Source organism: Reinekea marinisedimentorum, from assembly GCF_004341165.1.
GTDB lineage: Bacteria > Pseudomonadota > Gammaproteobacteria > Pseudomonadales > Natronospirillaceae > Reinekea > Reinekea marinisedimentorum.
In genome coordinates, this window is sequence record NZ_SLZR01000020.1 from 43,529 (window position 1) to 58,771 (window position 15,243).

Genomic DNA, 15,243 nt, shown 5'->3' on the forward strand with positions numbered 1-15,243 from the left:
TATCTGTTATTGGTAGTTAAAGAGTCTGCCTGTGTATCCGAAGTCCAGGCGGTTCAATATAGATTCAATGCTGCTACCGGTATCGGTACCGATGCCCTTCAGCGTAACCTCAACATAATAGCTTGTGTCGGTGCTGGTTGGGTAAAGTGCATTGCTTTCATCGTCATCTGAGGCGGTTTCCAATGTCGCGAAGCGGAAGCTCCAGCAGCAGTTGTCGTATTCCAGTCCGTACAGCAGTTTGGAAAACTGGTACTGATCCAGGCCGATGTCTTCCGCTTCTTTCTCTACGCTGGCATAGCCGATGACCGCAATATTCTGCCAAACGGGCAGGTAAAAGCCGGCGGAAAGGTAGTCGAATACGGTTTCGTAATCTTCATCGTCTTCATCATCTTCCTCTTCGCGCAGGGCTTCAAAATAGGCGAAGCCGTTGCCGGAAGGGTTGTAATGGGCAGAGGCTGAGTAGCTTTCGAAGTCGTCCCAGTCGTGGTAAACCTCGGCAGAGGCTTTAAAGGTCCAGTCGGTGCCGGGTGTGTAGGTTAGGTCGAGATTCCAGTCGCTGTATTCCGGGCTCCAGTCATCATCAACGTCATCTACCCCGTCTTCGGTTAGGCGCTCCTGAGCCAGCATTATGCCCTTGCTGAAGGTGGCGCTGAACAGATCGGTGTCTCGGCTATCCGGTCGGTATTTGTAGGTCAGGCTGCCGGAAAGCCGGCTCATATCGCCCACCCGGTCGTAACCGGAAAAGCGGCTGGCGGTAAACAGGTTAAAGCTGGTTGATTCATCACTGTCGAGTATCGGGCCATCCTGATCGGTCAGTGGCGCATAGGCATAGTAGAGCCGCGGTGACACCGTATTGATGCCGCTGATCAGATTGAAGCCGGTATCAAAGCTGGTGCGCCAGGCATACTGCGAAACTGAGCTGCCGCCGTATTCCTCTTCTAAGTCAAAGCCTTCATCGTTGCTCATGTCATAGCCGGTGGCAAACATCTCCAGATTCGGCTTGAAGTAAAAGCCGCGATCCGCCTTGTAGGTTCGGTACAGCTGCAGCGAGCCATGGGCGCGGTAGGCGTTGGTGGCGTAATCGAGATCGTCACCACTCAGGTCATCGATCTGGGCATCGGAGAGCTCGCGGGTGAAGTAACCGGCGCGGAATTTCTCTTGCGTGCTGAACCCCAGCAGCGTTGTCTTCGGCTTGAAGGTCAGTGCCAGCTCCGGTGCGCGCATGTAGTCGTAATCGTCTGCATCGGCATCGCTGGTTTCTTCGTATTCTTCCTGCGTTTCATAGAGCAGGGTGCTGCTGAAAATGCCTTTGCTGGTGCTCAGCTTAGTGCTGTAGGTTTCAAAGTCTTCGGTGCTATCGTCAACCGGGCGGGTGTAGTCGAAGGCAAGGGTATTGTTAAAGCCTGCCAGCTTCTTTTTCAGGTCGAAAGAAAGCTCCTGCTCGTCAACTTCATCCGAGCCCCGGTAATAGGTGGAATCAAAGTAGACGTCGCTCACCCATTTGGTGCTGAAATCGTAGCTGATGTCGCCGGGCAGTGTGCCCGTTTGCTCATGCGAGACGCCCCAGCGGTCGCTGCTGTCTTCGCCATCGATCACCTGATAGGCAATCTGATTGGTGGCGCTGTGGTTCTCGGTTAAAAAACGGAATTCGTTATCGAGAACTGTACCGTCATCTGCGGTGATGATCGGGGTGACCGTGTCATCATAGTTGGGTGCCAGGTGAATATAATACGGCAAGCTGTTGGCGCTACCAAAGGTTGGCGTTAACAGGCCGGTTCTTGGCCGGTCATCCAGCGGGAAGGCGATATAGGGCGTATATAAAACCGGAACGTTCTGTACTTCAATGCGGGCATTCCAGGCCGTGGCCATTCCCTCTTCGTTATCCACCGTCAGCTTGGAGGCTTTGATGTTCCAGGCATTGGAAGAAGGTACGCAGCGAGTAAAGGTAATTTGCCTTGCCTTGTAGGTGTCCTGATCGGTGCGTTCCATTTCATTGGCTTCGCCGTGAATATCTTGCTCGTACAGGACAAACTGAGCCTCTTTGATCAGCGAGTAGTAGGTTTCCAGGTTGACCTCGGCATCGTTACCGCTAATGCCTTCATTTTCTGTCCGCATCACCACGTTGCCCTGCAGGTCACCTTTGCGGGTGGTAGTCGAGTAAAAGACTTCATCGGCAGCAAGGGTGCCTTGCGCGGAGTGAATATTCACATCGCCGGTTAGGGTATGGTTTAGCTCTTTGTCACTGACGCTCTGGTTAAACGTAAAGTAGGTTTGCTGGGCAGGCAGGTCTGCCGGAACAGCAACCACAGGTGCAACAAAGCTGCCGCCGCAATAGGGCGCGATATTGGCTTTTTCTGCATCAGACAGTGATTCCCACGCCTGCCAGTCGGTAACCGTTACAGATTCGGCAAACGCTGGCCCAAAGGCGCTAAATGTCACTAAAATGCTAAGTTGTTTGAATGATGGGTAAGGCACAAATATTCTTGTCTTAACAAAAGCTGCGATCATAGCGAAATTACTCAATAAGCGCAGTTCTTAGCGCGTAAAAATTAGATTTCTTACAAGACGGATGCAGGATAAGGGCGGGTGATGATTTACCGAGTGGCATTAACAGCATGAAGTATTGGACAGGCAAGATAATAGGCGGAGCCGTGGGCTTCTACACCGGTAACCTGGTGGGGTTGGTGCTGGGTGTTTTATTGGGCAACGCCTTCGACCGAACGGCGCAAAGGCGCTTTGGTGGTGATGTTGCTGAAGGCTCTCTGGGCGTACTGCAAACCACCTTTTTTCAGGCCACCTTTATGGTGATGGGTAAAATTGCCAAATCCGACGGCCGGGTCAGTGAAAAAGAGATTGAGTTGGCCCGCCACATAATGGCGCGAATGGCGTTGAGTGAAAATCAGCGTCTTGAGGCCATGCGCCTATTTAACGAAGGTAAGTCTCCGGATTTTTCAGCGGATGCCATTCTGGCCGATTTAGGCGAGGTTATTGGCCGGAGGGTAACGCTGGCCCAGATATTCATGGAAATTCAGCTGCTGGCGGCATACGCCGATGGTCAGTTGACGGTGAACGAGCGCGATCTGCTGCACAGCATCAGTATGCACTTGGGGATCAACCGGGTTCAGTTCGAGATTATTCATCAGCGTATTCGGGCTCAGATGCGTTTTTCGGAGCATCGCCGCAGCTCTTCCTCTTCGGCTACGCAGGCAAGCTCACTGGCAGATGCCTACAAGGTGCTGGGCGTTGAGGCGGATGTTTCCGATGCGGAACTGAAGCGCGCTTACCGGCGTTTGATGAGCCAGCACCATCCGGATAAGCTGGTGGCTAAGGGGTTGCCAGAGCAGATGATGCAGTTGGCGAAAGAGCGCACGCAGGAAATTCAGCAGGCTTATGAGCAGGTGAAGGGGGCGAGACGTTAGATGCGAGATGCGAGATGCGAGATGCGAGATGCGAGATGCGAGATGCGAGATGCGAGATGCGAGATGCGAGATACTAGAATCTAGCATCTCGCATCTAGCATCTAGTTATCTAGCATCTAGCATCTAGCATCTAGCATCTAGCATCTAGCACCTAGCCATCTAGCCATCTAGCATCTTAAAACATAGCCTTCTTGTAAATTAAATCCCAAACCCCGTGCCCAAGGCGCTGGCCGCGTTTTTCAAACTTGGTGACCGGGCGGTGCTCCGGGCGCCCCGGCTGGAAATTTCCTTGACCGGCTGTGTTTTCAAAGCCTTCAGCGGCTTCCATGACTTCCAGCATGTGCTCGGCGTAGTTTTCCCAGTCGGTCGCCATGTGGAAGGTGCCGCCCGGTTTCAGTTTGCTGCGCACCAGTTGGGCAAATTCAGCGTTGACGATGCGGCGCTTGTGGTGACGCTTTTTGTGCCACGGGTCGGGGAAGAACAGTTGCAGGGTGGCCAGGCTTTCATCTTTGATGCACTGGTTTAACACTTCAATGGCATCTTCTTTGTAACAGCGAATGTTGGGCACATTTTCGGTTTCAACGCGGTTGAGCATTCGGCCGACGCCCGGCAGGTGTACTTCAATGCCGATGAAGTCTTTTTCCGGTGCTGCAATGGCCATATCGACCAGTGAATCGCCCATACCAAAGCCGATTTCCAGTACGGTATCGGCTTCACGGCCAAAGGTTGGCTCGGCTTCTAATACGCCCTGATCGATAGTTTTGCCATAGGTTTGCCAGTTCTGCTCCAGGCTGGCCTTTTGGCTTTCGGTCATGCGTGCGGCGCGTAAAACGAAGCTTTTGATCTTTCTTGGGAATGGGGTGGTTTCAGAGGTCATTTTGAATTCTCAGGGGATTCGCAGCGATAAAATTTAAAAGCAGCCGTTAGCCAGCCGCCTATCATTAACAGCCCGCCAATAGGGGCTATGGCGCCCAGCCAGCTGGTATTGGTTAAAACAATCAACAGTAAAGCAGAACAGAACACGAGTGTGCCGGAAATCAGCAGTATTATCGGCAGCTTCATCTCCTGTTTTGCCAGGCTAAGCAGCAGAACGCCAAGGCCTTGCGTGCCCAAATAGCGGGTCGCGGTGTGCCAGGTGGCCAGTCGCTCGGCACTGACATGATCGGCTATCAGGTGTGCACCAAAGGCCCCCAGGGCGACAGATGCGGCACAAAGCAGTGCGCCCAGGGCTGCGGTTTTATGGTTCATTTGCTTGCTCATTACAACAAAAAAGCCGCATAAGCGGCTTATCAATTTATTAGCAGGTCGATGCGGATCAGAATTCGATCGTCATCACCTTTTTAACTTTGTTCATTGCATTCTTTTCCAGCTGACGAATACGTTCAGCAGAAACACCGTACTTTTCGGCCAGATCGTGCAATGTTGCCTTTTCTTCGCTCAACCAGCGCTGCTGGATAATATCGCGTGAGCGGTCGTCCAGGTCTTCCAGCGCGGTAAACAGCTGACTGTTAGCGTCATCTGTGTGGTTTGCGCGTTCAACGGTCAGTGCCGGGTCGTCATTTTCATCCTGCAGGTAATCTGAAGGGTGGAATGCAACACCGTCATCATCATCGTCGTTGAAGCCATCAAAGGCGGCATCGGAAGCGGTTAACCGGCCTTCCATGTCGTAAACCGTTTTCTTGGTTACGCCAAGCGCGTCGGCGATATCCTGAGCTTCGGTTTCGTTCAGCCAGCCAAGGCGCTTTTTAGAGCTGCGCAGGTTAAAGAACAGCTTACGCTGAGCTTTAGTGGTGGCGATCTTCACAATGCGCCAGTTGCGCAGAATGAATTCCTGAATCTCAGCTTTAATCCAGTGAACGGCGAAGGAGACCAGGCGTACACCCACTTCAGGGTTGAAGCGACGTACTGCTTTCATCAGGCCAACGTTGCCTTCCTGAATCAGGTCGCCCTGGTTCAGTCCGTAACCGGAATAGGTTTTCGCAATGTGCACAACAAAGCGAAGATGGGACATAACCAGGCGACGGGCACTGGATAGATCCTGATCATAATAGAGGCTTTCAGCTAACGCCTTTTCTTCCTCAGCACTGAGCAGCTCGAAGGTGTTTACCGTTTGAATATAGGCTTCGAGGTTCTGACCTGGTGATAATGTATCCAGTGCTAATGTCGGAACGCTATTATTTAATTTCACACTCACTCCTTATTGGATAGGGTGGTAATTTTTGCCAGCCGTCAATTATAGGCTGTAACAATCATAAGTTTAAACCCCATTTCATACCCGAACATAGTACTTAGGGGTGATGTACCGCTGTTCGACGGCGTTTCACTCATTCTTTCATGGTAAATGGCAAGAAATATGGAGACTTTTGGCTATTTAGGGTCTGTATCCCGTAAATGTCGCCATAACGCTATTCTTGCGCCTGCCAGACTCACAAGTATAGATGCGAAAAGTAATGTTCCCAGTTCGCCTGCATTTAACCAGATGGCCGGAGCACTCAGACCGTAGCCTGCCAGGAAGGGTTCCAGCACTGACTGAAAATTTACGCTGATCAGTGTCAGTAACACACAGGCTGCAATGCCGCCGAAAAGCCCGTACCACGCGCCCAGATACAGAAAGGGCCGGCGAACAAAGGCATCGGTTGCGCCCAGCAGCTTGGTGATTTCAATTTCGGATTTGCGTGACTCAACCGACAGTCGAATGGTATTGCCGACAATCAACAGCACCGCTACGGAGAGGATAATGCCGAGCAGATGAACGGTTGAGCGGGCGATATCCAGCAGGCTGTTCAGCCGGGCAATCCAGGCCAGATCAATTTGAATGTCGTTAATTTCCGGTAAATCCTGCAGCGTCAGTATCAGCGCTTCCAGATCGGCCTGATCCTGCAGGGTGGGTATCACGACCACGCTGGCGGGCAGTGGGTTGCTTTCCAGCTGCAGCTCAGTGTTTTCGCTGATGACCGGGCGGAAGCTCTGCCACGCCTGCTCTTTGCTGATGAACTCGGTTTTCAGAACCTCTGGCCGTAATGCCAGCTCGTTGGCGAGCGTGGTGCCGGCAGATTCGCTGGTGGCATCGGCCAGGTACAGCGTAATTTGGCCGCCTTCCTGCCAGTGGCTGGTTTGGCTGGCTGCGGCCTGCAGCATGATGTAAAACAGCGCTGGCAACATCAGGGCAATGGCAATCACCAGCCAGGTAAGGGCGCTGGATATTGGCTGTCGTACCAGTGTTAGAAAGGCATCGCTTGCGCATTTCAGGTGGTGGCGGGCCCAGCCGCCAATGTCGGTTTGCGGCTTGACCTGCTGACGCTTGCGGTTCGAAGTTTTTTTAGTGTTGCTCAAGATTGGCCTCCGCGACTCGCGAAAGGTGTTTCTACCAATTGACCGTTGCTGAGCGACATCACCCGGTAATTCAAACGGGCTATCAGGCCCAGGTCGTGGCTGGCAATCAGCACGGTGGTGCCCAGCTGGTTGAACTGTTCAAACAGCTCCATGATGTCTTTGGAAAGCTCCGGGTCGAGGTTGCCGGTAGGTTCATCGGCCAGGATCAGAACAGGGCGTTTCACCACCGCGCGGGCAATGCCCACACGCTGCTGTTCACCGCCGGAAAGCTGAATGGGCCGGAAGCTGACTTTGCTGAGCAGGCCGACTTTATCGAGCGCGGCGTGCACCCGGCGTTTCACATCGGCTGGTTTTTCACCGGCAATATAGAGCGGCTGAGCGACGTTATCGAACACAGAATGGTTCATCATCAGCTGGTGGTCCTGATGGATAATGCCCAGGCTGCGGCGATAGAAGGCGATGTCTTTGCGGTTGTAGTTTTTCAGCAGTGCGCCATTGACGCGTACCGAACCGGACGAGGGCTTTTCAATCGCGGTGATCAGCTTCAGCAGGGTACTTTTACCGGCGCCGGAGCGGCCGGTTAAAAACACCAGTTCGCCCTTTTCAATATGAAACGACAGGCTCGAAAGCGCTTCGTGCCCGCCATCGTAGCGTTTGCTGACTTGCTCGAATCGGATCATGGTGCCTTTAAACCAAGCATGGCATGGACAAATTCCTGAGCCGCAAAGCGGTTCAGGTCTTCAGCCTGTTCACCAACGCCAATGTAGCGCACCGGAATATCCAGTTTGTTGGCCAGCGAGAAGATAATGCCGCCTTTGGCGGTGCCATCCAGCTTGGTTAATGCCAGGCCGGTCAGCGGTGTCGCTTTGGTGAAAGCTTCGGCCTGGTTCACGGCGTTCTGGCCAGTACCGGCATCCAAGACCAGCAACACTTCGTGCGGCGCGTCCTGGTCGAATTTTTTAATTACCCGCTGAACCTTTTCCAGCTCGGTCATCAGGTTGTCTTTGTTGTGCAGACGGCCGGCGGTATCGGCAATGACAACATCTACATTTCTGGCTTTGGCTGCCTGTACCGCATCAAAAATGACCGAGGCGCTGTCGGCACCGGTATGCTGGGCAATCACCGGCACATTGTTGCGTTCGCCCCAGGTTTGCAGCTGCTCTACGGCGGCAGCACGGAAGGTATCGCCTGCGGCGAGCATCACCGAGTGGCCTTCCGACTGGAAGCGCTTGGTCATCTTGCCGATGGTGGTGGTTTTACCAACGCCATTCACGCCGACAACCAGTATGACGTACGGGCTTTTGCTGGTATCGATCACCAGCGGGGCCTCAACCGGGGTGAGAATTTCAACCATCACATCGCGCAGGGCCATCATAATGGCGTTGCCATCGGTGCCCAGTTCTTTGCGCGACAGGCGCTCAATAACGCTGTCGAGAATGGTTTTGGTCGATTCTATGCCTACATCGGAGGTCAGCAGCAGCATTTCCAGGGCGTCGAGAATGTCTTCATCGAGGGTTTTCTTACCCAGAACGGCCGTTGCCACGCCGCTGGAGAATTGCTCGCGGGTTTTGCCTAAACCGGATTTAACCCGGTCGACCCAACGCTTCTTTGAAGGCTCGGCCGGTGCTTCCGCGACGGGTTGCTCAGGCGCCGGCGCTGGCGGCTGCTCTGCGGGTGTTTGGGCTTGCGCTTCGGGCTTTTCCTGGGCTGGGGTCTTGTCTTTGCGTTTTGAAAATCCGAACATGGTGTGAAGGTGCCAATAAACAGTTAAAAAGGTCGCCTACACTAACATAGAACAGAGTCACTAAAAAACGGATGGGTCCATGTTTCATTTCAGTCGTCGTACGCTCTGGATCATTATTTACGTGACGATTCCACTGATAATTATTTTGAACAGCCTGGGGCCAGATGATTCCGACCAGCCGGATGCTCAATCGGTCAGCAGCTGGTCGCTCGATGAGGTACAGATGAGCTGTGCCGAACAGCTGTGTTCGCTGCCTTTGCCCGGCGCAGAAACGCTGCAAATCAGCGTATTGAGCGGCATGATGCCTACGACCCGGCTGGAGGTGCCTTCGGCCCTGCAGATTTCGGCCACGGCACAGGGCGGCCAGTTTATTGTGACGGTCACAACGGCGGCGAGCCGTGCAAATATTAAAACGGCGATCAGTTTTTTGCGGGAGTGGCTGCCGGAAGCCGGCAAGCAGATTGTGGTGTCAGGCAATTTGGATGGCAATACCACCGAGCTGCTGGAAAGCCTTAGCGACGGTTACATTGGCACCGGCGCTGAATACCAGCCTGGCCAGGCCTCCGGGCTGGGCGTTTTGCAAAGCCCGCCGCTGGGCAGTAGCGAGCAGTTACCCTTTTTAATGTGGGTCGAGGTACTCAAGCAGCGCCTGGCCGGTTACGATGTCACCCTTCAGTGGGATCATCGCGGCAGTGCCAGCTATGTCAGCTTTTCCAGTACACTGCATACGGAAGATTTCCGCCCGGTTGAAAACGACGAACTCGACCCGATTCTTCAGGCCTACCTGCAAACAGCGCAACAGCGTCAGCGCAGCGCCGCCCAGTTGCATCGCTACGCCGTTACCGCGGTGGCTTATGAACTACCATTCAGCTTCTTTGTTGATCAGCAGCAACGGCTGCAGGCCATCAGCTTAGATGCCGTAAACCAAGTAAGAGAAGACGCACTTGAACAGATCCAGAAAGAAAAGCGCTAGCCCGAAACAGGCTGGCAGTACACTTCGCATTGTCGGTGGCAGTCATCGCGGCCGCAAATTGCCCATTCCTGAGCTGGAGGGCTTAAGGCCCACGGCCGACCGTATACGAGAAACTCTGTTCAATTGGCTGCAGTTCGACATCAACGGTATGAAGGTGATTGATCTGTTTGCCGGAACCGGCGCCCTGGGGCTGGAGTCTCTTTCCCGCGGTGCCGCGAGCGCGGTTTTTGTTGAGCCGCAGAGTGCCGCTGCGAGTGCTATCCGCCAGTCGCTGGCAACCCTGAACCAGAGCAATGCCGAGGTGGTGGCGCAAAAAGCTGAGGTATTTCTCAACGGTTATCAGGAAACCGCAGATCTGATCTTCGTTGACCCGCCGTTTGCGCTGAATTTGTGGGATTCAATCCTTACCCAACTTCTGGCTAATGGCACCGTGGCCGAAAATGGCTATGTTTACGTTGAGTGCCCGAAAAATCAGCAGATTCAGATTCCCGATGAGCTGGAAACCATTAAAGATAAAACTGCAGGTCAGGTGCGCTTCAGGTTGCTGAAATTAACAGCTGCCTGAACGCAGTGCATGACCAGAGGTAAGTAACATGGCGATTCACACCACAATTGAGAGCAGCGTTGAACAACGCCTTGCCGATATTTTACTGAATCAGTACGAGGCTTTTCGTGAAACCCCTTGCGCCGGTGCGGCCCTGCGTCGCGAGCGTCTGCGCCGGTTAAAGCAAATGCTGGTGGAAAACAAAGACGATATCTGCAAAGCCATCGATGCCGATTTTTCGGGTCGTTCCAGCCATGAAACCCTGAGCGCAGAGTACCTGCCCAGCATCATGTCTATTAATGATGCGCTCTGGCATGTTAAAGGCTGGATGAAACCAAAGCATAAAATGGCACCCTGGATGTTTCAGCCGGCAATGGCCAAGGTGGTCGCGCAGCCGTTGGGTATTGTTGGTGTTATTGTGCCGTGGAACTACCCTCTGTACCTGGCAATCGGCCCGCTGGTCGGTGCGCTTGCGGCGGGCAATCACGCCATGATTAAGATGTCGGAATTCACCCCTCAGTTTGGTCAGCTGTTTGCCGATTTGGTGGCGCGCTATTTTCCGCAGAGCCTTATTACGGTCGTTAACGGCGAGGTTGAGGTCGCGCGGGCGTTCAGTGCGCTGCCGTTTGATCATCTGTTGTTCACCGGCTCAACGGCAGTGGGTAAGCATGTGATGCGTGCCGCCAGTGACAACCTGACACCGGTGACGCTGGAGCTGGGCGGTAAAAGCCCGGCGGTGATCGACCGCTCTATGCCCATTGCTGAAGCCGTTGAACGACTGGTCTTCCCCAAATGCCTTAACGCTGGCCAAACCTGTGTCGCGCCGGATTATGTCTTGTGTCCGGAAGAGCAGGTGGATGACTTTATTCAGCGCTATATCGCGGAAGCCAAGCGTCAGTACGGTGATATAAAACTGAATGAGGATTTCTCCTGCATTATCAACAGCTCGCAGCGCCAGCGCCTGATCGGCTATATCGATGAAGCGAAGGCGGCAGGGGCCGAGGTTTATATTGCCGGTGACTCCGAAAACCTGAACGACTACGGCAATAAGCTGCCCCCCGTCTTGCTGAAAAACGTACCGCCCCACTGCAAGGTGATGACCGAGGAGATTTTCGGCCCGATCCTGCCGGTGGTGGAGTACGGTGATTTACCCGATGTGCTGCAGTACATTAATTCCCGGCCGCACCCGCTGGCGCTCTACGTGTTTGGCTATGATGCCCGGCTTCGCCAGCTGTTTGAACACCGAACCCAGAGCGGCGCACTGCTGTTCAACGAGGCGCTGATTCATGTCGCCATGGAAAACCTGCCTTTTGGCGGTGTGGGGGCCAGTGGTATGGGGCACTATCATGGCAAGTATGGCTTCAACACCTTTTCCAAGTTCAAACCGGTGGTTTCGAAAGAGCGGATCAGTACCCTGAAGCTGATGTATCCGCCCTATAAAAGCTGGCTTTTGAACCTGCTGCTGAAGCTGATGCGCGGCTGATTTGTTTGCAGCCCGTGCTTACGGTAACATTCGCGCGCTTTTTAGTTCAGATAATGGAAAGTCAATGTCCAGAATAGTTGTATACCCAGGTACATTCGACCCTATTACCCTGGGTCATATGGATTTGATCGAGCGCGGTTTACGCCACTTCGACAAACTCATTGTTGCGGTTGCTGCCAGCCCCAAGAAAAAGCCTTTGTTCAGCCTTGAAAACCGGGTCGCCTTAGCCAAAGACGTCACCGAAGGTATGGGCAATATCGAGGTGATTGGCTTCAGCAATCTGCTGGTGGATTTCGCCCGCGAGCACGGTGCAAAGGCCATTCTGCGGGGTTTGCGGGTCGTCAGCGATTTTGAATACGAGTTTCAGCTGGCGAACATGAACCGCGTATTGGCACCTGATCTGGAAAGCCTGTTTCTAACACCTTCAGAGCAGTTTTCATTTATTTCATCCACCTTTGTTCGGGAGATCTCATTCCTGAAAGGGGATGTTTCAAAAATGGTACACCCCAAGGTGGAAGCGGCTCTGAACAAAACGTTTGCCGATTTAGGGCGATAACGCTGCGCAAGCGATAAATATTGAGGACTACAAAATGGCACTGATTATTACTGATGAATGCATTAACTGCGATGTATGCGAGCCGGAGTGCCCGAACAGCGCGATTTCTGAAGGCGACGAGATTTACGAGATTGACCCAAACCTCTGTACCGAGTGTGTTGGTCACTACGATGAGCCTCAGTGTCAGCAGGTTTGCCCGGTGGATTGTATTCCTAACGATCCGGCGCACGTCGAAAACCGTGACCAGCTGATGGAAAAATACGAGCGTATTATGGCCGCTCAGGCCTGATAGACAGCGAAAATAAGAGCCCGGCAGATGTCGGGCTTTTTTTTATCTGCTGAAAATAAACGCTACACTGATTAACTTTGCAGGGAGCAGAAGGTGGAAATAGAACTCGAACAGGCGCAAAAAATCTACGACATGCTCACCGAGTTTGTTGTGACCTACAGCTTTCAGATTCTTGGCGCGTTTATCATTATCATCATTGGCTACTGGCTGGCCAGCAAGGTAGGGAACCTTGTTGAGCGGTTGATGCTGGGTAAGAAGATCGACGTAACCCTGAGTCGTTTTACCGGCAGTATTGCCAAGATTGTGCTGCTGGTGATGGTGTTGGTGATCTCGCTGAGTAACTTGGGCATCAGCGTCACGCCCTTTGTGGCAGCCATTGGTGCACTGGGTATTGGTGCCGGTCTGGCGGTTCAGGGCATGCTCTCGAACTATGCCGCCGGTTTTACCATCATCATTACCCGGCCCTTTATTGTTGGCGATACCATCTCGCTTTTAGGGGTGACCGGCATTGTCGACTCGGTGCACCTGGGGTATGTCTTTTTGATTGATGAAGATAACGTTCGCATTCAAATTCCCAACCGCCACATCGTTGGTGAGATTATCCACAACTCTGCGAAAAACCTGCTGATTGAGCTAAAAATCGGCGTCACCTATGACTCCGACCCGGAGCAGGTCACCCGTGTGATCAAGAGCGCTGTGCAGTCGGTTGAAGGCCTGGCGGCTGACGCTTCGGTTCAGGTGGGTATTGATAACTTTGGTGACTTCTCGATTAACTTTGGCGTGCGCTTTTGGGCACCGACTGACCGGCATTTTGAGCTTAAGTATGCCGCCAACCGGGCCGTTTGGGACGCACTGCGTGAGGCGAATATTCAGATTCCATTCCCTCAGCGCGAGGTTCGTATGCTGGGTTGACTACCTGGTCAAAAATTATTTGTTGAATGCAAATTGACGTGCTAGCCTTCAGCTCCGGTTTGCAAAAAATCTACAGCCGGAGTCTCCGAATGCACGTTGAAAACGATATTAAGCTGGGTTTTAAAGATGTCATGATCCGCCCGAAGCGGTCTACTTTGAAATCCCGATCCCAGGTTTCCCTCGAACGTACCTATACCTTTCTGAACAGCGGTAAGCGCTGGACCGGCGTGCCGTTGATTGCCGCCAATATGGATACCGTGGGTACCTTTGAAGCGGCCAGGGTTTTGGCTCAGTCCAAAATTCTTACCGCCATGCACAAGCACTACAGCGTTGAGCAATGGCAGGCGTTTTTAGCTGAGCTGCCTGCCGACCAGCTGCCCTACATCATGGTCAGTACCGGTACATCCGATAATGACTATGAGCGCCTGAAGCAGATTCTCGCGCTGAATGCCGGCATTGAGTTTGTGTGCATCGATGTTGCCAACGGCTATTCACAGCACTTTGTCGACTTTCTGCGCAGGGTGCGAGGCGACTACCCGGAAATCACCATTGTTGCCGGCAATGTGGTGACCGGCGAGATGACCGAAGAACTGCTGCTTTCCGGTGCCGATATTGTAAAGGTTGGCATTGGCCCCGGTTCTGTCTGTACCACGCGGGTGAAAACCGGTGTGGGTTATCCACAGGTTTCGGCGGTGATCGAATGTGCCGATGCGGCGCATGGCTTGCGCGGTCATGTGATCTCGGACGGTGGCTGCTCCTGCCCGGGTGATGTTTCCAAGGCCTTTGGTGCCGGTGCCGATTTTGTCATGCTTGGCGGCATGCTGGCCGGGCACGATGAAAGCGGTGGTGAGCTGGTGGAAGAAGACGGCAAGCAATTCAAGCTGTTCTACGGCATGAGCTCGGATACCGCGATGGAAAAATACCACGGCGGCGTGGCCAACTATCGCGCCAGTGAAGGTAAAACCGTGAAGGTGCCTTACCGCGGGCCGATCGCCAATACGCTGCTGGATATTCAGGGCGGCGTTCGTTCAACCTGCACCTATGTGGGGGCTTCAGAGCTGAAGGAGCTTTCCAAGCGCACCACCTTTATTCGCGTTCAGGAACAGGAAAACCGGGTCTTCACCTCCTAATTTAAAGCGTACCCGGTTTGAACCGCGGGCGAGACGCCCGCGCACCCCCACTACTGTCCGGAATAATTTCATAGCAGTAATGCTCCCTGGGTTCTGGCCAGTTCCTGCACTTCTTGCCTTCGCCTTTTCTCGGTGGCATACGCTGTATCCTTACGGAGAAAAAGTCCTTCTCTTAATTCAACTAGCCAGAGTGTTAAGCTCTGGTGGGTACTCGATCTTCGGTGGGCTAAATACGCCAGCAGATAAGTAATGATGGCAGTAAAAATTTGAAGGCGAACAGCATTTTCACTACGACCAAGAAAACGCTTAATCTTTAAGTTTTGTTTCAACCATTTGAAGAACAATTCAATGCCCCATCGCTTTTTATAAAGTTCGGAAACCTCTTGCGCTGAGCGCTGGAAGTCGTTTGTTGCAATCACTAAATCCGTTGTTTTATCGGGTCGAGAGACGGTTACCCGTCTCAGGGCTGTGCCATGATAATGGTTGATTCTCCCACCACCAGGGCGACGATTCTTAAACGCAACGACCTCATCATTTAAGATGCCGTAGTCCTCATCTTTCTGAGTTAAAGATCGAGTTTTAAGCTGATTTAATCCGGCATTGTGTTTAAATCGGGTCACAAAGTAAGACTCCGCCTGATCCAGCTTAAACCACCAGTTATAGTCGTAATAACCCTTGTCGAAGACATAGGTTGCACCAGTTTCAATTGGGAGTGTTCGACCAACATTAATGTCATTGATGTTGGCCGGTGTAATGGATGCATGCATAGGGAGCGTGCTGTTAGCTTCATAAAGCATGTGAACTTTTAGGCCGTGCGTTCGATGATTATGACAGCCATGAGTCCACTCGTAGCCCAGGCC

General features: G+C 52.9%; 16 protein-coding genes. 8 read left to right on the plus strand and 8 right to left on the minus strand.

Features of this window, described 5'->3' with window-relative positions; translation table 11 throughout:
• Nucleotides 1-6: 6 nt before the first annotated feature.
• On the minus strand, nucleotides 7-2,439 hold the full coding sequence (locus BCF53_RS16715) for an LPS-assembly protein LptD (RefSeq protein WP_165901960.1): 2,433 nt from the start codon (nucleotides 2,437-2,439) through the stop codon (nucleotides 7-9).
• Nucleotides 2,440-2,615: 176 nt separating this feature from the next.
• Here BCF53_RS16715 and djlA point away from each other — a divergent pair, with 176 nt between their 5' ends.
• The gene (gene djlA / locus BCF53_RS16720) at nucleotides 2,616-3,419 is read left to right on the plus strand and encodes a co-chaperone DjlA (RefSeq protein WP_132703467.1); all 804 of its coding nucleotides are present in this window, start codon (nucleotides 2,616-2,618) and stop codon (nucleotides 3,417-3,419) included.
• 175 nt (nucleotides 3,420-3,594) lie between these two features.
• Here the strand turns inward: djlA and trmB are convergent, their stop codons facing one another.
• The 6 genes from trmB to ftsY form a co-directional block, all read right to left on the minus strand.
• On the minus strand, nucleotides 3,595-4,296 hold the full coding sequence (gene trmB / locus BCF53_RS16725) for a tRNA (guanosine(46)-N7)-methyltransferase TrmB (protein WP_132703469.1): 702 nt from the start codon (nucleotides 4,294-4,296) through the stop codon (nucleotides 3,595-3,597).
• Nucleotides 4,293-4,667, minus strand: coding sequence for a DUF423 domain-containing protein (locus BCF53_RS16730; protein ID WP_165901961.1), 375 nt, complete (start codon nucleotides 4,665-4,667; stop codon nucleotides 4,293-4,295). Before BCF53_RS16730 ends, trmB begins: the two co-directional genes overlap by 4 nt.
• Nucleotides 4,668-4,734: 67 nt before the next feature.
• Complete coding sequence (gene rpoH / locus BCF53_RS16735) at nucleotides 4,735-5,607, minus strand: RNA polymerase sigma factor RpoH (protein ID WP_132703473.1); 873 nt, start codon at nucleotides 5,605-5,607, stop codon at nucleotides 4,735-4,737.
• 179 nt (nucleotides 5,608-5,786) lie between these two features.
• Nucleotides 5,787-6,752, minus strand: a complete 966-nt coding sequence (gene ftsX, locus BCF53_RS16740) for a permease-like cell division protein FtsX (protein ID WP_132703475.1) — start codon at nucleotides 6,750-6,752, stop codon at nucleotides 5,787-5,789.
• On the minus strand, nucleotides 6,749-7,432 hold the full coding sequence (ftsE, locus tag BCF53_RS16745) for a cell division ATP-binding protein FtsE (RefSeq protein WP_132703477.1): 684 nt from the start codon (nucleotides 7,430-7,432) through the stop codon (nucleotides 6,749-6,751). Before ftsE ends, ftsX begins: the two co-directional genes overlap by 4 nt.
• Complete coding sequence (ftsY, locus tag BCF53_RS16750) at nucleotides 7,429-8,496, minus strand: signal recognition particle-docking protein FtsY (RefSeq protein ID WP_132703479.1); 1,068 nt, start codon at nucleotides 8,494-8,496, stop codon at nucleotides 7,429-7,431. Before ftsY ends, ftsE begins: the two co-directional genes overlap by 4 nt.
• A 79-nt stretch (nucleotides 8,497-8,575) precedes the next feature.
• On the opposite strand from ftsY, the gene BCF53_RS16755 reads away from it, so the two are divergent.
• The 7 genes from BCF53_RS16755 (at nucleotide 8,576) to BCF53_RS16785 (ending at nucleotide 14,383) form a co-directional block, all read left to right on the plus strand.
• A complete protein-coding gene (locus tag BCF53_RS16755) occupies nucleotides 8,576-9,469 on the plus strand; it encodes a hypothetical protein (protein ID WP_132703481.1) in 894 nt (297 codons plus the stop codon).
• Nucleotides 9,441-10,034 carry a 16S rRNA (guanine(966)-N(2))-methyltransferase RsmD gene (gene rsmD / locus BCF53_RS16760; protein ID WP_132703483.1) on the plus strand — a complete coding sequence of 198 codons (594 nt, stop codon included), beginning with the start codon at nucleotides 9,441-9,443 and terminating at the stop codon, nucleotides 10,032-10,034. Before BCF53_RS16755 ends, rsmD begins: the two co-directional genes overlap by 29 nt.
• A 28-nt stretch (nucleotides 10,035-10,062) precedes the next feature.
• A complete protein-coding gene (locus BCF53_RS16765) occupies nucleotides 10,063-11,496 on the plus strand; it encodes a coniferyl aldehyde dehydrogenase (RefSeq protein WP_132703485.1) in 1,434 nt (477 codons plus the stop codon).
• A 64-nt stretch (nucleotides 11,497-11,560) separates the two neighbouring features.
• Nucleotides 11,561-12,052 (plus strand): pantetheine-phosphate adenylyltransferase, encoded by a 492-nt coding sequence (coaD, locus tag BCF53_RS16770; RefSeq protein ID WP_132703487.1) that lies wholly within the window; start codon nucleotides 11,561-11,563, stop codon nucleotides 12,050-12,052.
• Nucleotides 12,053-12,086: 34 nt separating this feature from the next.
• A complete protein-coding gene (locus tag BCF53_RS16775; protein WP_132703489.1) occupies nucleotides 12,087-12,341 on the plus strand; it encodes a YfhL family 4Fe-4S dicluster ferredoxin in 255 nt (84 codons plus the stop codon).
• Nucleotides 12,342-12,434: 93 nt separating this feature from the next.
• The gene (locus BCF53_RS16780; RefSeq protein WP_207902763.1) at nucleotides 12,435-13,253 is read left to right on the plus strand and encodes a mechanosensitive ion channel family protein; all 819 of its coding nucleotides are present in this window, start codon (nucleotides 12,435-12,437) and stop codon (nucleotides 13,251-13,253) included.
• A gap of 89 nt (nucleotides 13,254-13,342) precedes the next feature.
• Nucleotides 13,343-14,383, plus strand: coding sequence for a GMP reductase (locus tag BCF53_RS16785; protein WP_132703491.1), 1,041 nt, complete (start codon nucleotides 13,343-13,345; stop codon nucleotides 14,381-14,383).
• 68 nt (nucleotides 14,384-14,451) lie between these two features.
• On the opposite strand, the gene BCF53_RS16790 is transcribed toward BCF53_RS16785, so the two are convergent.
• On the minus strand, nucleotides 14,452-15,180 hold the full coding sequence (locus tag BCF53_RS16790; protein WP_424511409.1) for an IS4 family transposase: 729 nt from the start codon (nucleotides 15,178-15,180) through the stop codon (nucleotides 14,452-14,454).
• Nucleotides 15,181-15,243: the final 63 nt, after the last annotated feature.